This window comes from Cellulomonas chitinilytica, from assembly GCF_016862675.1.
In the GTDB taxonomy this organism is placed as follows: Bacteria; Actinomycetota; Actinomycetes; order Actinomycetales; family Cellulomonadaceae; genus Cellulomonas; species Cellulomonas chitinilytica.
Genome location: NZ_BONK01000017.1, coordinates 21,154 through 36,429 on the forward strand (window position 1 = coordinate 21,154; position 15,276 = coordinate 36,429).

At 73.1% G+C, this 15,276-nt stretch carries 14 protein-coding genes; 9 read left to right on the forward strand and 5 right to left on the reverse strand.

Annotated elements, in window-relative coordinates:
• Window positions 1-72: 72 nt before the first annotated feature.
• Window positions 73-1,032, forward strand: coding sequence for a prephenate dehydratase (gene pheA, locus Cch01nite_RS19795; protein WP_203758228.1), 960 nt, complete (start codon window positions 73-75; stop codon window positions 1,030-1,032).
• Window positions 1,033-1,060: 28 nt separating this feature from the next.
• Here pheA and Cch01nite_RS19800 read toward each other — a convergent pair whose 3' ends face one another.
• On the reverse strand, window positions 1,061-1,765 hold the full coding sequence (locus Cch01nite_RS19800; RefSeq protein ID WP_203758229.1) for a GntR family transcriptional regulator: 705 nt from the start codon (window positions 1,763-1,765) through the stop codon (window positions 1,061-1,063).
• A 134-nt stretch (window positions 1,766-1,899) separates the two neighbouring features.
• Window positions 1,900-3,057 carry a diacylglycerol/lipid kinase family protein gene (locus Cch01nite_RS19805; protein ID WP_203758230.1) on the reverse strand — a complete coding sequence of 386 codons (1,158 nt, stop codon included), beginning with the start codon at window positions 3,055-3,057 and terminating at the stop codon, window positions 1,900-1,902.
• A 110-nt stretch (window positions 3,058-3,167) separates the two neighbouring features.
• Here Cch01nite_RS19805 and serS point away from each other — a divergent pair, with 110 nt between their 5' ends.
• From serS to Cch01nite_RS19830, 5 genes are all read left to right on the forward strand, one after another.
• On the forward strand, window positions 3,168-4,445 hold the full coding sequence (gene serS, locus Cch01nite_RS19810) for a serine--tRNA ligase (RefSeq protein WP_203758231.1): 1,278 nt from the start codon (window positions 3,168-3,170) through the stop codon (window positions 4,443-4,445).
• Window positions 4,442-5,239, forward strand: a complete 798-nt coding sequence (locus Cch01nite_RS19815; protein ID WP_203758232.1) for an HAD family hydrolase — start codon at window positions 4,442-4,444, stop codon at window positions 5,237-5,239. The genes serS and Cch01nite_RS19815 overlap by 4 nt, the downstream gene beginning before the upstream one ends.
• 207 nt (window positions 5,240-5,446) lie before the next feature.
• Entirely contained in the window at window positions 5,447-6,817 is a 1,371-nt protein-coding gene (locus Cch01nite_RS19820) for an ABC transporter substrate-binding protein (RefSeq protein WP_203758233.1), read from the forward strand.
• Window positions 6,818-6,957: 140 nt separating this feature from the next.
• Complete coding sequence (locus tag Cch01nite_RS19825) at window positions 6,958-7,947, forward strand: carbohydrate ABC transporter permease (RefSeq protein ID WP_203758234.1); 990 nt, start codon at window positions 6,958-6,960, stop codon at window positions 7,945-7,947.
• A complete protein-coding gene (locus tag Cch01nite_RS19830; protein ID WP_203758235.1) occupies window positions 7,944-8,885 on the forward strand; it encodes a carbohydrate ABC transporter permease in 942 nt (313 codons plus the stop codon). The genes Cch01nite_RS19825 and Cch01nite_RS19830 overlap by 4 nt, the downstream gene beginning before the upstream one ends.
• A gap of 81 nt (window positions 8,886-8,966) precedes the next feature.
• Here the strand turns inward: Cch01nite_RS19830 and Cch01nite_RS19835 are convergent, their stop codons facing one another.
• The gene (locus Cch01nite_RS19835) at window positions 8,967-10,334 is read right to left on the reverse strand and encodes an NtaA/DmoA family FMN-dependent monooxygenase (RefSeq protein ID WP_203758236.1); all 1,368 of its coding nucleotides are present in this window, start codon (window positions 10,332-10,334) and stop codon (window positions 8,967-8,969) included.
• 186 nt (window positions 10,335-10,520) lie between these two features.
• Between Cch01nite_RS19835 and Cch01nite_RS19840 the strand changes: the two genes are divergently transcribed.
• Together Cch01nite_RS19840 and Cch01nite_RS19845 are read left to right on the forward strand one after the other, a co-directional pair.
• Window positions 10,521-11,378 carry an SDR family oxidoreductase gene (locus Cch01nite_RS19840; protein WP_203758237.1) on the forward strand — a complete coding sequence of 286 codons (858 nt, stop codon included), beginning with the start codon at window positions 10,521-10,523 and terminating at the stop codon, window positions 11,376-11,378.
• 71 nt (window positions 11,379-11,449) lie between these two features.
• Complete coding sequence (locus tag Cch01nite_RS19845; protein ID WP_203758238.1) at window positions 11,450-12,301, forward strand: EamA family transporter; 852 nt, start codon at window positions 11,450-11,452, stop codon at window positions 12,299-12,301.
• Window positions 12,302-12,321: 20 nt separating this feature from the next.
• On the opposite strand, the gene Cch01nite_RS19850 is transcribed toward Cch01nite_RS19845, so the two are convergent.
• On the reverse strand, window positions 12,322-12,879 hold the full coding sequence (locus Cch01nite_RS19850) for a bacterial proteasome activator family protein (protein WP_373309969.1): 558 nt from the start codon (window positions 12,877-12,879) through the stop codon (window positions 12,322-12,324).
• A 76-nt stretch (window positions 12,880-12,955) separates the two neighbouring features.
• On the opposite strand from Cch01nite_RS19850, the gene Cch01nite_RS19855 reads away from it, so the two are divergent.
• Window positions 12,956-14,188: an AGE family epimerase/isomerase gene (locus Cch01nite_RS19855; RefSeq protein WP_203758240.1), complete on the forward strand. Its 1,233-nt coding sequence runs from the start codon at window positions 12,956-12,958 to the stop codon at window positions 14,186-14,188.
• Window positions 14,189-14,191: 3 nt separating this feature from the next.
• Here Cch01nite_RS19855 and Cch01nite_RS19860 read toward each other — a convergent pair whose 3' ends face one another.
• On the reverse strand, window positions 14,192-15,175 hold the full coding sequence (locus tag Cch01nite_RS19860) for an NAD(P)H-quinone oxidoreductase (protein ID WP_203758241.1): 984 nt from the start codon (window positions 15,173-15,175) through the stop codon (window positions 14,192-14,194).
• Between the last annotated feature and the right edge of the window lie 101 nt (window positions 15,176-15,276).

The window sequence follows — 15,276 nt, forward strand, 5'->3', positions numbered from 1 at the left end:
CCACGTGACCTGCACGGGTGGTGCACCCGTCGCCGCGGGCGAGGTGCGCCGGCGGTGGGGACGGGAGGGCTGATGTCTGCACGGCCGCGCTACGCGTACCTCGGGCCCGAGGGCACGTTCACGGAGGCGGCGCTGCGTCAGGTGGCCTCGCCCGACGAGGCGGAGTACCTGCCGCAGTCCGACGTCGCCTCCGCGATCGCCGCCGTCCGCGACGGTCAGGCGGACTTCGCGGTCGTCGCGATCGAGAGCACCGTCGAGGGCGGTGTCACGGCGACGCTCGACAGCCTCGCCACCGGGTCGCCGCTCGTCCTGCTGCGCGAGGTCCTCGTCCCCGTCCAGTTCACGCTCGCCGCCGCCCCCGGGGTGCGGCTCGAGGACGTCCGCCGCATCTCGGCGCACCCGCACGCGTGGGTGCAGTGCCGCCGGTGGCTGGCGCACCACCTGCCGCAGGTCGTGCACGTGCCGGCGACGTCGAACACCGCGCCGGCCGCGCTGATCGCGGACGCGCTGCGCACCGGCGGACCGGCCGACCTGGGCTTCGACGCCGCGCTCGTCCCGCCGCCCGCGGTGCAGACGTACGGGCTCGACGTCCTCGCCGCCGACGTGGCCGACAACGTCGCGGCCCTCACCCGGTTCGTCGTCGTGGGCCACCCCGGGGACGTGCCGCCGCCGTCGGGCGCCGACAAGACGACGCTCGTGGTGCACCTGCCGGACAACGAGGCGGGGGCGCTGCTCGCGATGCTCGAGCAGTTCGCCGTGCGCGGGGTCAACCTGTCCCGCATCGAGTCGCGTCCCATCGGCGACGCGCTCGGCCGGTACTCGTTCTCCATCGACGCCGAGGGGCACATCACGGACGAGCGGGTGGGTGAGGCGATCATGGGCCTGCGCCGCCGGTGCCCGTACGTGCGCTTCCTCGGTTCGTACCCGCGGGCCGACGCGGTCGAGCCGACTGTGCACGTCGGGACGGCGGACTCGGACTTCGTCGGTGCGCGGACGTGGCTGCGTGCCGTGCGGGAGGGCCGGGCGACCTGACCGGCCGGCCCGCACCGGCCGCCAACGGTCAGGAAGCGGGCGTGAGCGGGAGGCCGAGCTGCTGGGACGCCTCGGCGAGCAGGTTCTCGCTGAACGTCAGGAAGAACCCCTGCATGAGCTGCCCGATGAGCTCGGGCGACCCGGCGTCGATCGCGGTGAGGGCCGCGCCGCCGCGCTCCCGGACCCAGTCGCGGGGCATCTCGTCCGACGTGAGGCCCCGCAGCCGCGTCATGTGCGGCTGGAGCCGGCGGATCGCCTCGTCGAGCACGGGGTTCCCGCTGCGCTCCCGGAAGATCTGCAGGATCCGCTGGACCGCGGTGACCTGGACCGGTCCGGCGTTGAGCTGGTCGGTGAGGTCGGCGGGATCGGCGATGAGGTCGCGGATGTGCTGGATGTCGTCCGGCGTGAGGTTCGGCAGCGCCAGCCGGGCGGCCATCCCGTGCAGGGCCGCGAGGGTCTGGCCGATGGCCCGTGCCTGGTCGAGGTCGATCTCGGCGACCCGCGTCCCGCGGTTGGGCCGGTACACGACGAGGCCCTGGTCGCGCAGGCGGGTGATCGCGTCGCGGACCGGGGTGCGCGACACGTCGAGCCACGCCGCGATCTCCTCCTCGCGGAGCAGCTCGCCGGGCGCGAGGTCGCCGGAGATGACGAGCGTGAGGAGGTTGTCGTACACGAGGTCCGGCAGCAGCGTCCGCGGGGTCTCCGTGGTTCTGGTGCGGGCGGGGACTGGCACGTCGACTCCTGCGGTGCGAGGGGGCGGCCGGCGGCGGCTCTGGCGCTGGCACGAGCAGACTCACACGGTAGCGGTGCGGGAGCCCCGAGAGGGACGAGGTCAGCCGTTCGCCGACGTCGTCCGGCCCGGCGCCGTCACGTGGTCGCGACGCGGACGACGAGCGCCCCGTGGTCCACGCGCGCGGACAGCTCCGTGACCCGCCCGACGACGTCGCCGTCCACCTGCACGTGCTCGCCGCCCTGCACGACGAGCCGGACCTCCTGGGCGCGGGTGTGGTCGATGCGGCCGATCTTCGCGGGCAGGTCGTTGCGGACCCCGACGCCCTGCAGCACGACCTCGCCGAGCAGCTGCGCCCAGCCGGCGATCCCGGCGCGGGTGTCGATCGCGGCGATGTCGAGCCACCCGTCGTCGAGCACCGCGTCGGGCAGCAGCGTCAGGCCGCCGGGGAGCCGGCCACAGTTGCCGATGAGCAGGCTGCGCAGCCGGGTGGTGGTGACGGGCTGGTCGTCGAGCCGCACGTGCACCCGGGTGCGCCGGCCGTGCAGGTGCCGCATGCCGGCGACGAAGTAGGCGATCCAGCCGACCCGCCGCTTGAGGGTCGGGTCGGCGTCGGCGACCATCGCGGCGTCGAACCCGAGGCCGGCGATCACGAGGAAGATGTGGTCGCGCGGCTGGTCGGGGTCGCGCCGGCCGCTCGCGGGCTCGGCGGCCTCGGCGACGTCGTCGTCCATCTGCGACTCCCACCGCAGCACGCGCAGCCACCCGACGTCGATCGCGCGGTCGCGGCCCTGCAGGGCGATCTGCATCGCGGCGAGCGGGTCGTTGAGCGGGATGTCGAGGTTGCGGGCCAGCAGGTTGCCCGTGCCGAGCGGCATGAGGCCCATGGGCACGCCCGTGCCGACGAGCCCTTCCGCGACGGCCCGGACGGTCCCGTCACCGCCGATCGCGACGACCACGTCCGCGCCGCGCTCGACGGCGCGCCGCGCCTGCCCGACCCCGGGGTCCTCGATCGTCGTCTCGAGCCACAGCGGCTCGGGCAGGTTCTGCTCCTCGCACGCTCGCAGGATCGACGTGTGCAGCGCGGCGACGTCGGGCTTGGACGGGTTCGCGACGAACGCGACGTGCTGCCCCTCGGCCCGGACCTCGCGCTGCAGCCGCAGGGCCCGCTCGTGGGCCCACGCACGGGGCGACGTGATCCGGCGGCGCAGCTCGTTCTGCCGGACCCACAGGATGACGACGAGAACGAGCGCGGTCGCGGCCACCCCGACCGCGACCCACGCCTGCCAGACCATGCCAGGCAATCTACGGCCCACCTGCGGACGACCGCCGTTCACCTGGCGGTACGCGCCGTGGCGGCCCATTGGAGAGGGGGTCGGGTGGGCGGGGTCGGTAGGCTCGGCTGGTGATCGATCTGCGGCTCCTGCGGGAGGACCCCGACCGTGTCCGGGCGAGCCAGGTGGCGCGAGGTGACTCCCCGCACCTGGTCGACGAGGTGCTCGACGCCGACGCCCGCCGCCGTTCCGCGCTCACCGAGTTCGAGATGCTCCGCGCCGAGCAGAAGGCCCACGGCAAGAAGGTCGCGGCCGCGCAGGGCGAGGAGAAGCAGGCGCTGCTCGCGCACGGCAAGCGGCTCGCCGAGCAGGTCAAGGCGCTGCAGGCCGACGCGGACACCGCCGAGCAGAAGGCCACCGAGCTGTCCCGGCGGATCGGGAACGTCATCGAGGACGGCGTCCCGGCGGGCGGCGAGGAGGACTACGTCGTGCTGGAGCACGTCGGCACGCCGCGCGACTTCGCCGCGGAGTTCGGGCCGGAGTTCACGGTCCGCGACCACCTGTCGCTCGGTGAGGGCCTGAAGGCGATCGACACCGAGCGCGGCGCGAAGGTGTCGGGCGCGCGGTTCTACTACCTGACGGGTCTGGGGGCGCGACTCGAGCTCGCGCTGCTCAACGCGGCCGTGGACAAGGCGCTGAGCGCCGGGTTCACCCCCGTGATCACACCGACGCTCGTCAAGCCCGAGGTCATGGCCGGCACCGGCTTCCTCGGGTCGCACGCGGACGAGGTGTACCGCCTGGAGGCCGACGACCTGTACCTCGTCGGCACGTCGGAGGTCGCGCTCGCGGGCTACCACAGCGGCGAGATCCTCGACCTGTCGTCGGGCCCGAAGCGCTACGCCGGGTGGAGCGCCTGCTACCGCCGGGAGGCCGGCTCGTACGGCAAGGACACCCGCGGGATCATCCGGGTGCACCAGTTCCACAAGGTCGAGGCGTTCAGCTACACGACGGTCGAGGACGCCGCCGACGAGCACCGCCGCATCCTCGGCTGGGAGAAGGAGATGCTCGAGCTCGTCGAGCTGCCCTTCCGCGTGATCGACACGGCCGCGGGCGACCTCGGGTCGAGCGCCGCCCGCAAGTTCGACTGCGAGGCGTGGCTGCCGAGCCAGCAGCGCTGGCTGGAGCTGTCGTCGACGTCGAACTGCACCACCTTCCAGGCCCGCCGCCTGGGCGTGCGGGAGCGGACGGCGGACGGGCAGGTCCGCACGGTCGCGACGCTGAACGGCACGCTCGCGACGACCCGCTGGATCGTCGCGATCCTGGAGAACCACCAGCAGGCCGACGGGTCCGTGCGGGTGCCCGAGGGGTTGAGGCCGTACCTGGGTGGCCTGGAGGTGCTGGAGCCATGAGTCGCTGCGAGCTCGTCGCCCTGGACGTGGACGGGACACTCATGTCGTACGACGGCGTGGTGTCCGACGAGGTCAGGGCGGCGGTGCTCGCGGTCCGTGACTCGGGCCGGCACGTGGTCCTCGCGACGGGTCGCAGCGCGCACTCGGCGGTCCCCGTCGCGCACGCGCTGGGCCTGACCGACGGCTGGCTCGTCGCCTCGAACGGCGCGGTCACGGTGCGTCTCGACCCGGACGCCGACGGGGGGCACGAGATCCACAAGGTCGTGACGTTCGACGCCGGCCCGGCGATCCGGACGATCGCGATGGAGCTGCCGGACGCGCTGTTCGCGGTCGAGGCGCTCGGCACGGGCTTCCGGGTGTCGGGCGACTTCCCCGACGGCGAGCTGAGCGGGCGGCTGGAGGTCGTGCCGTTCGACGAGCTGGCGGCGACCCCGGCGACCCGTGTCGTCATCCGCGCGCCGGGCGCGAGCCCCGACCTGTTCCACGAGCTCGTCGAGCGGGTCGGTCTGCACGAGGTCGAGTACGCGGTCGGCTGGAGCGCGTGGCTGGACCTCACGCCGGGGGGCGTGTCGAAGGCGAGCGCGCTCGAGGAGATCCGCCGGACGGTCGGTGTGGAGCCGTTCGCGACGGTGGCCGTGGGCGACGGGAGCAACGACGCGCAGATGCTCCGGTGGGCCGCGCGGGGGGTCGCGATGGGGCACGCCACGCAGGCCGTGCGGGACTCCGCGGACGAGGTGACGGGGACGATCGAGGACGACGGAGCGGTCGCTGTGCTGCGCAGTTTGCTGGTCTGACCTGCGGCTTACCGTTCTTGCAGGGTGTTGCGCAAGATCCGCATGATCATGCGGAAGTGCCTCGGGCACGTTTCAAACGTGATCGGATCGTGACCGAGTTGTCCGGTCTTTGAGGTTGCAATGCGCCTGCCAGGCGGCTTGCATCGCTGGGGAGGGCACGTCCGATGGAGGGCGTGCCGCATCGGTGCATGACGACGTGGAGGTCTCATGAACAGCCGCAAGCGCCGCGGGTACGCGGCAGCCGCAGCGACGGGTGCAAGCCTCGCCCTGGTCCTGACGGCATGCTCGGGGGGCGACAACGACGGAGGCAGCGAGGCGTCGGCATCGACCGACTGCGCCGCCTACGAGCAGTACGGCGATCTGTCCGGCAAGGAGGTCAGCGTCTACACGTCGATCGTCGACCCGGAGTCGAAGCAGCAGACGGACTCCTACAAGCCGTTCGAGGAGTGCACGGGCGCGACGATCAAGTACGAGGGCTCGCGCGAGTTCGAGGCCCAGCTGCCCGTCCGCCTGCAGGCGGGGAACGCCCCCGACATCGCGTACATCCCGCAGCCCGGCTTCCTGAAGTCGATCGTCGCGGACTACCCGGACGTCGTGGTCCCGGCCCCGCAGGCCGTCCAGGACAACGCCAAGGAGTACTACACGCAGTCGTGGATCGACTACGGCTCCGTCGACGGCACGCTCTACGCGACCCCGCTCGGCGCCAACGTGAAGTCGTTCGTCTGGTACTCGCCGAGCGCGTTCGAGGAGAACGGCTACGAGATCCCCAAGACGTGGGACGACCTCATGACGCTCACCGACAAGATCGCCGCCGACCACCCCGAGGCCAAGCCGTGGTGCGCGGGCATCGAGTCCGGTGACGCCACCGGCTGGCCGGCCACCGACTGGCTCGAGGACGTCGTGCTCCGCACCGCCGGCCCCGAGGTCTACGACCAGTGGGTCAACCACGAGATCCCGTTCAACGACCCGCAGATCCTCTCGGCCCTGCAGACCGTCGGCGGCATCCTCAAGAACGACAAGTACGTCAACGGCGGGCTCGGCGACGTGAAGACCATCGCGACGACGCCCTGGAACGAGGCGGCCAACGGCATCCCGGACGGCACCTGCTACCTGCACCGTGCGGCGAACTTCTACCAGGCCAACTGGGACCCGGACCTCAAGGTCGCGGAGGACGGCGACGTCTACGCCTTCTACCTCCCGGGCAAGACCGAGGACGACAAGCCGCTGCTCGGCGGCGGCGAGTTCGTGACGGCGTTCGCCGACCGTCCCGAGGTCGCCGCGTTCCAGGCCTTCCTCTCGAGCCCCGAGTGGGCCAACGAGAAGGCCAAGGTCACCGGTCAGGGCTGGTTCAGCGCCAACAGCGGCCTCGACCCGAGCCTGCTGCAGAACCCGCTCGACAAGCTGTCGTTCGACCTCCTGACCGACGACAGCTACACCTTCCGGTTCGACGGGTCCGACCAGATGCCCGGTGCCGTCGGCGCCGACGCGTTCTGGAAGCAGATGACCGCGTGGATCGGCGAGGACCAGTCCGACGAGAAGACGCTCGACAACATCGAGGCGGCCTGGCCGGCCTCCTGACCGAGCTGCAGCACTGACCGACGTGGTGGGAGTCGCCGGGAAGACGGCTCCCACCACGTCCGTCTCGACACCGCCGTCAGGTGCTGGTCCCCGGACGCCCTCCGGAGGACGCTGACCTCGACGACGAGGAAAGGGTCGGTATGGACTGGTTGCTCCACCCCGAGTCCACGGGGCAGAAGTTCGCGCTGATGGTCATCGCGATCCTGCTGTTCGTCGTGGTGATGGGCGTCGTGCTCTTCGGCATCGACCGCATCAAGCGGGCCCCCGTCTGGCTGGTCGTCACGGGCTTCCTGGGCCCGACGCTGCTGTTCGTGGCGTTCGGCCTCGTGTACCCCGGCATCCGCACCATCCGGACGTCGTTCTACGACGCCAAGGGCACCGCGTTCGTCGGCCTCGACAACTACGTCACGGCGTTCACCGACGAGGGGTTCCAGACGGTGCTGCGCAACACCGTGCTGTGGGTCGTCATCGTCCCGCTCGCCGCGACGTTCATCGGGCTCGTCTACGCGGTGCTCATCGACCGCACGCGGTTCGAGTCGTTCGCGAAGACGCTGATCTTCCTGCCGATGGCGATCTCCCTGGTCGGCGCGTCGATCATCTGGAAGTTCGTCTACGAGTTCCGGCCCGACATCGGCAACATCCAGCAGATCGGACTGCTCAACCAGCTCCTCGTGTGGCTCGGCCTGCCCCCGCAGCAGTTCCTCCTGAACCAGCCGTGGAACACGCTGTTCCTCATCGCGGTCATGGTCTGGATCCAGGCCGGGTTCGCGATGACCGTCCTGTCCGCGGCCATCAAGGCCATCCCCGACGACATCGTCGAGGCCGCGCGCCTCGACGGCCTGCACGGTGTCGGCATGTTCCGGTTCATCACCGTCCCGAGCATCCGCCCCGCGCTCATCGTCGTGGTCACCACGATCGCCATGGCGACGCTCAAGGTCTTCGACATCGTCCGGACGATGACCGGCGGCAACTTCAACACGTCGGTCGTGGCGTACGAGTTCTACACGCAGAGCTTCCGCGCGCAGAACGCCGGGATCGGCGCCGCGCTCGCGGTGATCCTGTTCGTGCTCGTCATCCCGATCGTCGTCTACAACGTCCGGCAGCTGAGGCTCGCGGAGGAGATCCGATGACCGTCATCCCGCCGACGTCCCTCATCGACGAGGAGGAGGGCGACACCCGGTCGGTCACCCGCAAGCTGTCCCGCGCCGAGCAGCGGGCCCTGGCGGTCAAGGGCAGTCTCAGCTCCCCGTGGGCGTCGGGCCTCGCGATCATCATCGCGATCCTGTGGACGGTGCCGACGTTCGGCCTGTTCGTCACGTCGTTCCGGCCGAGGTCCGAGATCCGCACCTCCGGCTGGTGGACGCTCCCGTGGAACTGGGAGGTCACGCTCGAGAACTACCAGCAGGCGCTGTTCGGGTCGTCGACGAGCCTGTCGACGTACTTCGTCAACTCGATCGTCATCACCCTGCCGGCCGTGATCATCCCGATCACGCTCGCGCTGCTCGCGGCGTACGCGTTCGCGTGGGTCGACTTCAAGGGCCGCGGGATCCTGTTCGTCGCGATCTTCGCGCTGCAGGTCGTCCCGATCCAGATCACGCTCATCCCGCTGCTGTCGCAGTACGTGGCGTGGGGGCTCGCGGGGTCGTTCTGGGTGGTGTGGCTGTCGCACTCGATCTTCGCGCTGCCGCTGGCGATCTACCTGCTGCACAACTTCATGAAGGAGATCCCCTCCTCGCTCATCGAGGCAGCCCGGATGGACGGGGCGGGGCACGTGAAGATCTTCTTCCAGGTGCTCCTGCCGCTGCTCACGCCCGCGATCGCGTCGTTCGCGATCTTCCAGTTCCTGTGGGTGTGGAACGACCTGCTCGTGGCGCTCGTGTTCGTCGGCGGCACGCCCGACGTGGCGCCGCTGACGGTGCGCGTCGCGGAGCTGTCCGGCACGCGCGGGACGGCGTGGCAGCTGCTGTCCGCGGGGGCGTTCGTGGCGCTCGCGGTGCCGCTCGTGGTGTTCCTCGCGCTGCAGCGGTTCTTCGTGCGCGGCCTGCTGGCCGGGTCGGTCAAGGGCTGACCGCGCGGGCCGCGCGCCCGACGGCTGAAGGTGAAGGGTTCGTCGCACCCGGTGCGACGAACCCTTCACCCTGCCGAGAGGTCAGGCGACGACCTCCGGGGTGCGCGAGTGCGCCGGCCAGAACGGGGTGAAGCCCGACGTGTCGACGGCCGGCAGCGGCAGGCCGAGCTTGTCGCGCAGCGTGCCGGGCGCGTACTCCGTCTGCACCAGGCCGCGTTCCTGCAGGAGCGGGACGACGCGGTCGGCGAACGCGTCGAGGTCGTCGGGCAGCACGTTGACGTGCACGCTGACGCCGTCGATCGCGTCGGCCGCGAACCACTGCGCGAGGTCCTGCGCGACCTGCTCGGCGGTGCCCGCGACCACCCGGTGCCCCGAGCTCTCCGCGAACGCGCCGTACGTGTGCTGGACGACGTCGCGCAGCGTCCCCGGCGCCGCCTCGGCGATGCTCCGCGCGAGGGGAGAGACGGTGCCGTGCGCCGCGAGCGCGTCGTACGGGAAGGGCCGGTCGAGGTCGGCGGCGGACAGCTCGAGACCGAGCGCGGCCTCCAGGTCGGGCAGCCGCCGCTCGAGGCCGTTGGCCTCCCGCAGGGCCCGCACGGTGTCGAGCGCCTCCGCGGCGGTGTCCCCGATCACGGGGACGACGCCCGGCAGCACCAGGACGTCCGACGGTGAGCGGCCGTGCGCGACGGCGGACCGCTTGATGCGCGCGTAGTACTCCTGCGCCGCACCGAGCTCGACCTGGCGCGCGTAGACGAGGTCGGCGTGCTTGCCCGCGAGGTCGATGCCGGCCGGCGAGCCGCCCGCCTGGGCGATCAGCGGTACCGTCTGCGGGCTGCGGGTCGTGGTGATCGGGCCCCGGACCCGGTGGAACTCGCCCTCGTGGTTCACCGCGCGCACCGCGTCGGGGTCGACCAGCACACCGGTGCCGCGGTCCGCGACGAGCGCGTCGGGCTGCCACGCGACCCACAGCTTCTTGACGGCCTGCAGGTAGTCGTCGGCGACCCGGTACCGCAGGTCGTGCTCCGGGATCTGCTGCGCGCCGTGGTTCTGCGCCGCCGCGTCGCTCGTGCTGGTCACCACGTTCCAGCCCGCCCGGCCCCCGCTGAGGTGGTCGATCGACGCGAGCTGCCGCGCGGTCGAGTACGGCTGGTTGAACGTCGTCGAGTGCGTGGCGACCAGGCCGATGTCGCTGGTCCGGGCCGCGAGCGCGGTGATGAGCACGAACGGGTCGAGGGGCCACCCCAGCGACATCCCGGGGTCCTCGACGAGCGCGAGGACGTCGGCGAAGAACAGCGTGTCGAAGCGGGCGCGCTCGAGCGTCTCCGCGAGCGACACCCAGTACGGCAGCGTCGTCACGTCGGCGACGTCGGCCGACGACACCCGCCACGCGGCGGCGTGCCCGCCGACCTGACCGCGGAGCACCGCGTTGAGGACCAGTCGTCTCGTCATGCGTCGTCGCTCCCTCGAACAGCCCCGGGCCAGGTCGTCTGACCGGGGCGCAGGGAACCGGAGCGGGTCGGGGCGGTCAACGAGTTCGGCGGACGTGTCACGTGCTGAGACGCCGGCCGGGAAGGGTTCGTGACCGTCGGCAGTTGGCACCGACGACCGCTCGTCACGTGACCGCAGGAGGCACCCATGTCCGTCGTCGTCACCGGGGCCACCGGCCACCTGGGCCGTCTCGTCGTCGAGCACCTGCTCGCGGGCGGCCTGCCCGCCGGCGAGATCACCGCCGTCGGGCGCCGGCTCGACCGGCTCGCCGACCTCGCCGACCGGGGCGTGCGCACCGCCGCCGCGGACTACTCCGACGGCCCCGCGCTCGAGGCCGCGTTCGCGGGGGCCGACACCGTGCTGCTCGTCTCCGGGAGCGAGGTCGGGCAGCGCATCGCGCAGCACCGCAGCGCCGTCGACGCTTCCCGAGCCGCCGGTGTCCGCCGCGTCGTCTACACGAGCGCCCCGCACGCCGACACGACGGCCCTCGCGGTGGCCCCCGACCACAAGGCCACCGAGGAGCTCCTGCGCGCGTCGGGGCTCGCGTGGACCATCCTCCGGAACAACTGGTACACGGAGAACTACCTCGCCGCCGTCGAGCAGGCCCGCAGCACGGGGGTGATCCTCACGAGCGCCGGCACGGGTCGTGTCGCGAGCGCGCCGCGCGACGACTACGCGGCGGGTGCGGCGGCCGTCCTGCTCGGCGGCGACCACGACGGGCGGGTCTACGAGCTCAGCGGCGACGTCGCGTGGACGTTCGACGAGCTCGCGGCCGCCGCGTCCGAGGTCCTCGGGACGCCCGTGGTCGCGCGCCACGTCCCGGACGACGAGCACCGCGCGATCCTCGTCGGCGCGGGCCTCGACGAGGGCACCGCCGGGTTCGTCGTCGCGCTCGACGAGGCCACCCGCCGCGGCGACCTCGCCGACGCCACCGCGGACCTGCGCACCCTGATCGGCCGCCCCACCACCCCGCTGGTCGACGCCCTCCGCACCGCCCTGGCCTGACGTCCCGCCCGGCGTCGGGCGTCACCGGGCGTCGGGCAGGTGAGAAGGGGTGCGGCGCATAGCCTGGGCCGGTGCCCGCGCCCCTGCTGTTCATCCTGTCGGGGCTCACCCTGTACGTGGGCGCGGCGCTCGCCGTCGGGCTGTTCGACGAGCTCCCCGCGGCCACCGTCGCGTGGCTGCGCATCGCGGTCGCGGCCGTCCTGCTCGTGGTGTGGCGGCGGCCGTGGCGGTCCCGCGGGCTGTGGACCCGCCGTGCGCTGCTGGTGACCGTGGCGTTCGGGCTCGTGCTGGGCGTCATGAACGTGGCGTTCTACGTCGCGATCGACCACCTCCCGCTCGGCACCGCGGTCGCGCTCGAGTTCACGGGTCCCGTGGCCGTCGCCGCCGTCACCGGGCGCGGGTGGCGCGAGCGGGCGGCGATCGCGGTCGCGGCCGCGGGCGTCGTCCTGCTGGCCGGGGTCACCCTGGAGGCGACCCCGGACGCGGTCGTCGGGCTCGCCGCCGTCGGTGTCGCGGCCGCCGCCTGGGCGGGGTACATCCTGCTCGGCCGGCGGGTCGCGACCGCCCAGAGCGGCGGGCTCACCGGCCTGTCCGTCGCCATGGCGGCCGGTGCGGTCGTGCTCGGCCCGTTCCTCGCGGGCGCGGCCGGACCCGTGCTCACCGACCCGCGGCTCGCGGCGCTCGTGCTGGGTGTGGCCCTGTTCTCCTCGGTGATCCCCTATGCGATCGACCAGGTGGTGCTGCGCCGCCTGCGGCCCGCGACGTTCGCGGTGCTGCTCGCGCTGCTGCCCGCGACGGCGGCCGTCGTCGGGGCCGTCGCGCTGCAGCAGGTGCCGCACGGGTGGGAGGTCGTCGGGCTGCTGCTCGTGTCCGGGGCGATCGCCCTCACGGCCCGGGCCGACGAGGAGCCGCCCCCGGCCTGAGCGCCGCGCTCAGAGGTCGCTCAGAGGTACTGCCCGGTGCCGTGCTCGCCGTCCTCGCCCGCGGCGGCGCCCGGCAGCACGATGCCCGGCGCGCCACCCGGCGGCCGGTGGCCCGGCGGGAGCTGGCGGCGCATGCCCGACAGCTGCGCCTGCGTCGCCATCTGCTGCGCGACGAGCGCCGTCTGGATCCCGTGGAACAAGCCCTCGAGCCAGCCGACGAGCTGGGCCTGCGCTATGCGGAGCTCCGCGTCCGACGGCGGTGTCTCGTCGTCGACGAACGGCAGGGTGATGCGGTGCAGCTCCGCGACGAGCTCCGGGGACAGGCCGTCCTCCAGCTCGCGCAGGGACCGCTCGTGCACCTCGGCGAGCCGCGCCCGCGCCGCGTCGTCGAGCGGGGCGCTGCGGACCTCGTCGAGCAGCTGCTTGATCATCGTGCCGATCCGCATGACCTTGGCGGGCTCACCGACCATCCCGCCGATGTCCTCGGGTCGCCGCTCGTCGCCGTCCGGCTGCGCGCGCGGCGGGTCCACCACCACGATCTCCGGCTGGTCCTCGTGCGTCGTCCCGGCGTCGTCCACCCGGGCATTCTGCCCGGATCGCACCGGCGTCGCAGCCCTGCGCGGTGGGCTCGTGGCGCGTCGCTAGGGTGGACGCATGCCTTGGCTGACGACACCTGCCCACGCGCGCTGGCTCGAGGCCGAGACGGACCGCCTGCTGGACTTCGGCCGGGCGTCCGCGCTGCCCACGGGCGGCTTCGCCCGGCAGGACGACGCGGGCCGCCCCACGGACGGGCCGCTCGAGCTGTGGATCGCGTGCCGCATGACGCACGTCTACGCGATCGGCCACCTGCTGGGCCGGCCGGGGGCTGCCGCGCTCGTCGACCACGGGCTCGCCGCGATCACGGGCGTGTTCCACGACGACGAGCACGGCGGCTGGTTCGCCGAGGTCGACCGCGACGGCACCCCGCGGGACACCGACAAGGCCGCCTACCCGCACGCGTTCGTCGTGCTCGCCGCGTCCAGCGCGACCGCCGCCGGCCGGCCCGGGGCGCGCGCGCTGCTCGACCAGGCGCTCGCCGTGCAGGAGCAGCGGTTCTGGGACGAGGCCGCCGGCATGGCCGTCGAGCAGTGGGACCGGACGTTCGGGACGCTCGACACGTACCGCGGCGTCAACGCGAACATGCACACCGTCGAGGCGTACCTCGCGGCCGCCGACGTCACCGGGGAGCGCGTGTGGCTCGACCGGGCCGTGCGCGTCGTCGAGCGCGTGGTCCACGGGTTCGCGCGCGGCAACGCGTGGCGCATCCCCGAGCACTTCGACGAGCAGTGGAACCCGGACCTCGAGTACAACGCCGACGAGCCGGCGCACCCGTTCCGCCCGTACGGGGCGACCATCGGGCACTGGTTCGAATGGGCACGCCTCACGCTGCACGCCCGCGCCGCGATCACGGCCCACGGCGACGTGGCCCCCGCGTGGATGCTGGAGGACGCCGTCGCCCTGTTCGACGCGGCCGTCCGCGAGGGGTGGGCCGTCGACGGCGCCGACGGGTTCGTCTACACGGTCGACTGGTCGGGCGCGCCCGTGGTGCGCGAGCGCATGCACTGGGTCGCCGCCGAGGCCGTCGCCGCCGCGGCCGCCCTGCACGCGGCCACCGGCGAGCCGCGGTTCGACGAGCGGTACGCGCAGTGGTGGGACTACATCGGCTCGTACGTGCTGGACCGCGAGGGCGGCTCCTGGTGGCACGAGCTCGGGACCGACAACACGGTGTCCCGCACGGTGTGGGCCGGCAAGGCCGACCTCTACCACGCGGTGCAGGCCACGCTCGTCCCGAGGCTCCCGCTCACGCCCGTGATCGTGCCCGCGCTCGCGGTGGGGCTGCTGGACTGATCCCTACGGGACCAGCACGACCTTCCCGAACGCCTCGCCCCGCTCGAGCATGCGGTGCGCGTCGGCGGCCCGGTCGAACGGCAGCCGGGCGTGCACGACGGGCCGCACCTCGCCGGACGCGACGAGCGGCCAGACGTGCCGGCGCACGCCGTCCATGATCGCGACCTTCTGCTCGAGCGGGCGGCTGCGCAGCATCGTGCCGATGATGCTGGCCCGCTTGGACAGGAGCGTGCCGAGGTCGAGCTCGCCGCGCCGGCCCTGCTGCATGCCGATCACGACGAGCCGCCCGTCGTCCGCGAGCATCGCGAGGTTGTCGGCGAGCCCGCCGGCCCCGAGGACGTCCAGGACGACGTCGACCCCGCGGCCGCCGGTCGCGGCCCGCACCTGCGCGACGACGTCCCCGGCACGGTGGTCGACGCCGACGTCCGCACCGAGCTCACGCACCCGCGCGACCCGCTCGGGACCGCCCGCCGTCGCGAGGACCCGGGCGCCGAGCGCGGCGGCGAGCTGCACGGCCGCCGACCCCACGCCCCCGGAGCCGCCCTGCACGAGCAGCGTCTGACCGGGCTCGAGCCGCGCCGCCCGCAGGTTCGACCACACCGTGGCGAGCGCCTCGGGCAGCGCGGCCGCGTCCACGAGGGGCAGGTCGTCGGGCACCCGGAGCACGAGCCCGGCCGCGACGGCGACCCGCTCGGCGTACCCACCGCCCGCGAGCAACGCCGCGACCCGGTCGCCGACCCGCCAGCCTGAGGCGGACGGCACGTCGGACCCGACCTCGACGACGGTCCCGGCGACCTCGAGACCGGGCCAGACGGGTGATCCCGGGGGCGGGTCGTAGTGGCCCGCACGCTGCAGGAGATCGGCCCGGTTGACGCCGGCGCCCGCGACCTCGACGAGCAGCTCCGCCGGTCCGACCTCGGGATCCGGCACGTGGGCCACGCTCAGGACGTCCGGATCGCCCGGCTTCTCGACCACGACGGCGCGCACAACCGGCACACTAGCCGGGGGATCGAGCGTAGCCGCGACTCGTGCGGCCGGCCCGTATCCCAGCGGGTGAGGTCCATGGCAAACTCTGCCGCGGGCTAATG

Bases quoted from the DNA above. Each gene is read 5' to 3' on its own strand.
- pheA (WP_203758228.1), top strand. From the start codon at position 73: ATGTCTGCACGGCCGCGCTACGCGTACCTCGGGCCCGAGGGCACGTTC.
- Cch01nite_RS19805 (WP_203758230.1), bottom strand. From the start codon at position 3,057: ATGGTCTGGCAGGCGTGGGTCGCGGTCGGGGTGGCCGCGACCGCGCTC.
- Cch01nite_RS19815 (WP_203758232.1), top strand. From the start codon at position 4,442: ATGAGTCGCTGCGAGCTCGTCGCCCTGGACGTGGACGGGACACTCATG.
- Cch01nite_RS19820 (WP_203758233.1), top strand. From the start codon at position 5,447: ATGAACAGCCGCAAGCGCCGCGGGTACGCGGCAGCCGCAGCGACGGGT.
- Cch01nite_RS19825 (WP_203758234.1), top strand. From the start codon at position 6,958: ATGGACTGGTTGCTCCACCCCGAGTCCACGGGGCAGAAGTTCGCGCTG.
- Cch01nite_RS19830 (WP_203758235.1), top strand. From the start codon at position 7,944: ATGACCGTCATCCCGCCGACGTCCCTCATCGACGAGGAGGAGGGCGAC.
- Cch01nite_RS19835 (WP_203758236.1), bottom strand. From the start codon at position 10,334: ATGACGAGACGACTGGTCCTCAACGCGGTGCTCCGCGGTCAGGTCGGC.
- Cch01nite_RS19840 (WP_203758237.1), top strand. From the start codon at position 10,521: ATGTCCGTCGTCGTCACCGGGGCCACCGGCCACCTGGGCCGTCTCGTC.
- Cch01nite_RS19855 (WP_203758240.1), top strand. From the start codon at position 12,956: ATGCCTTGGCTGACGACACCTGCCCACGCGCGCTGGCTCGAGGCCGAG.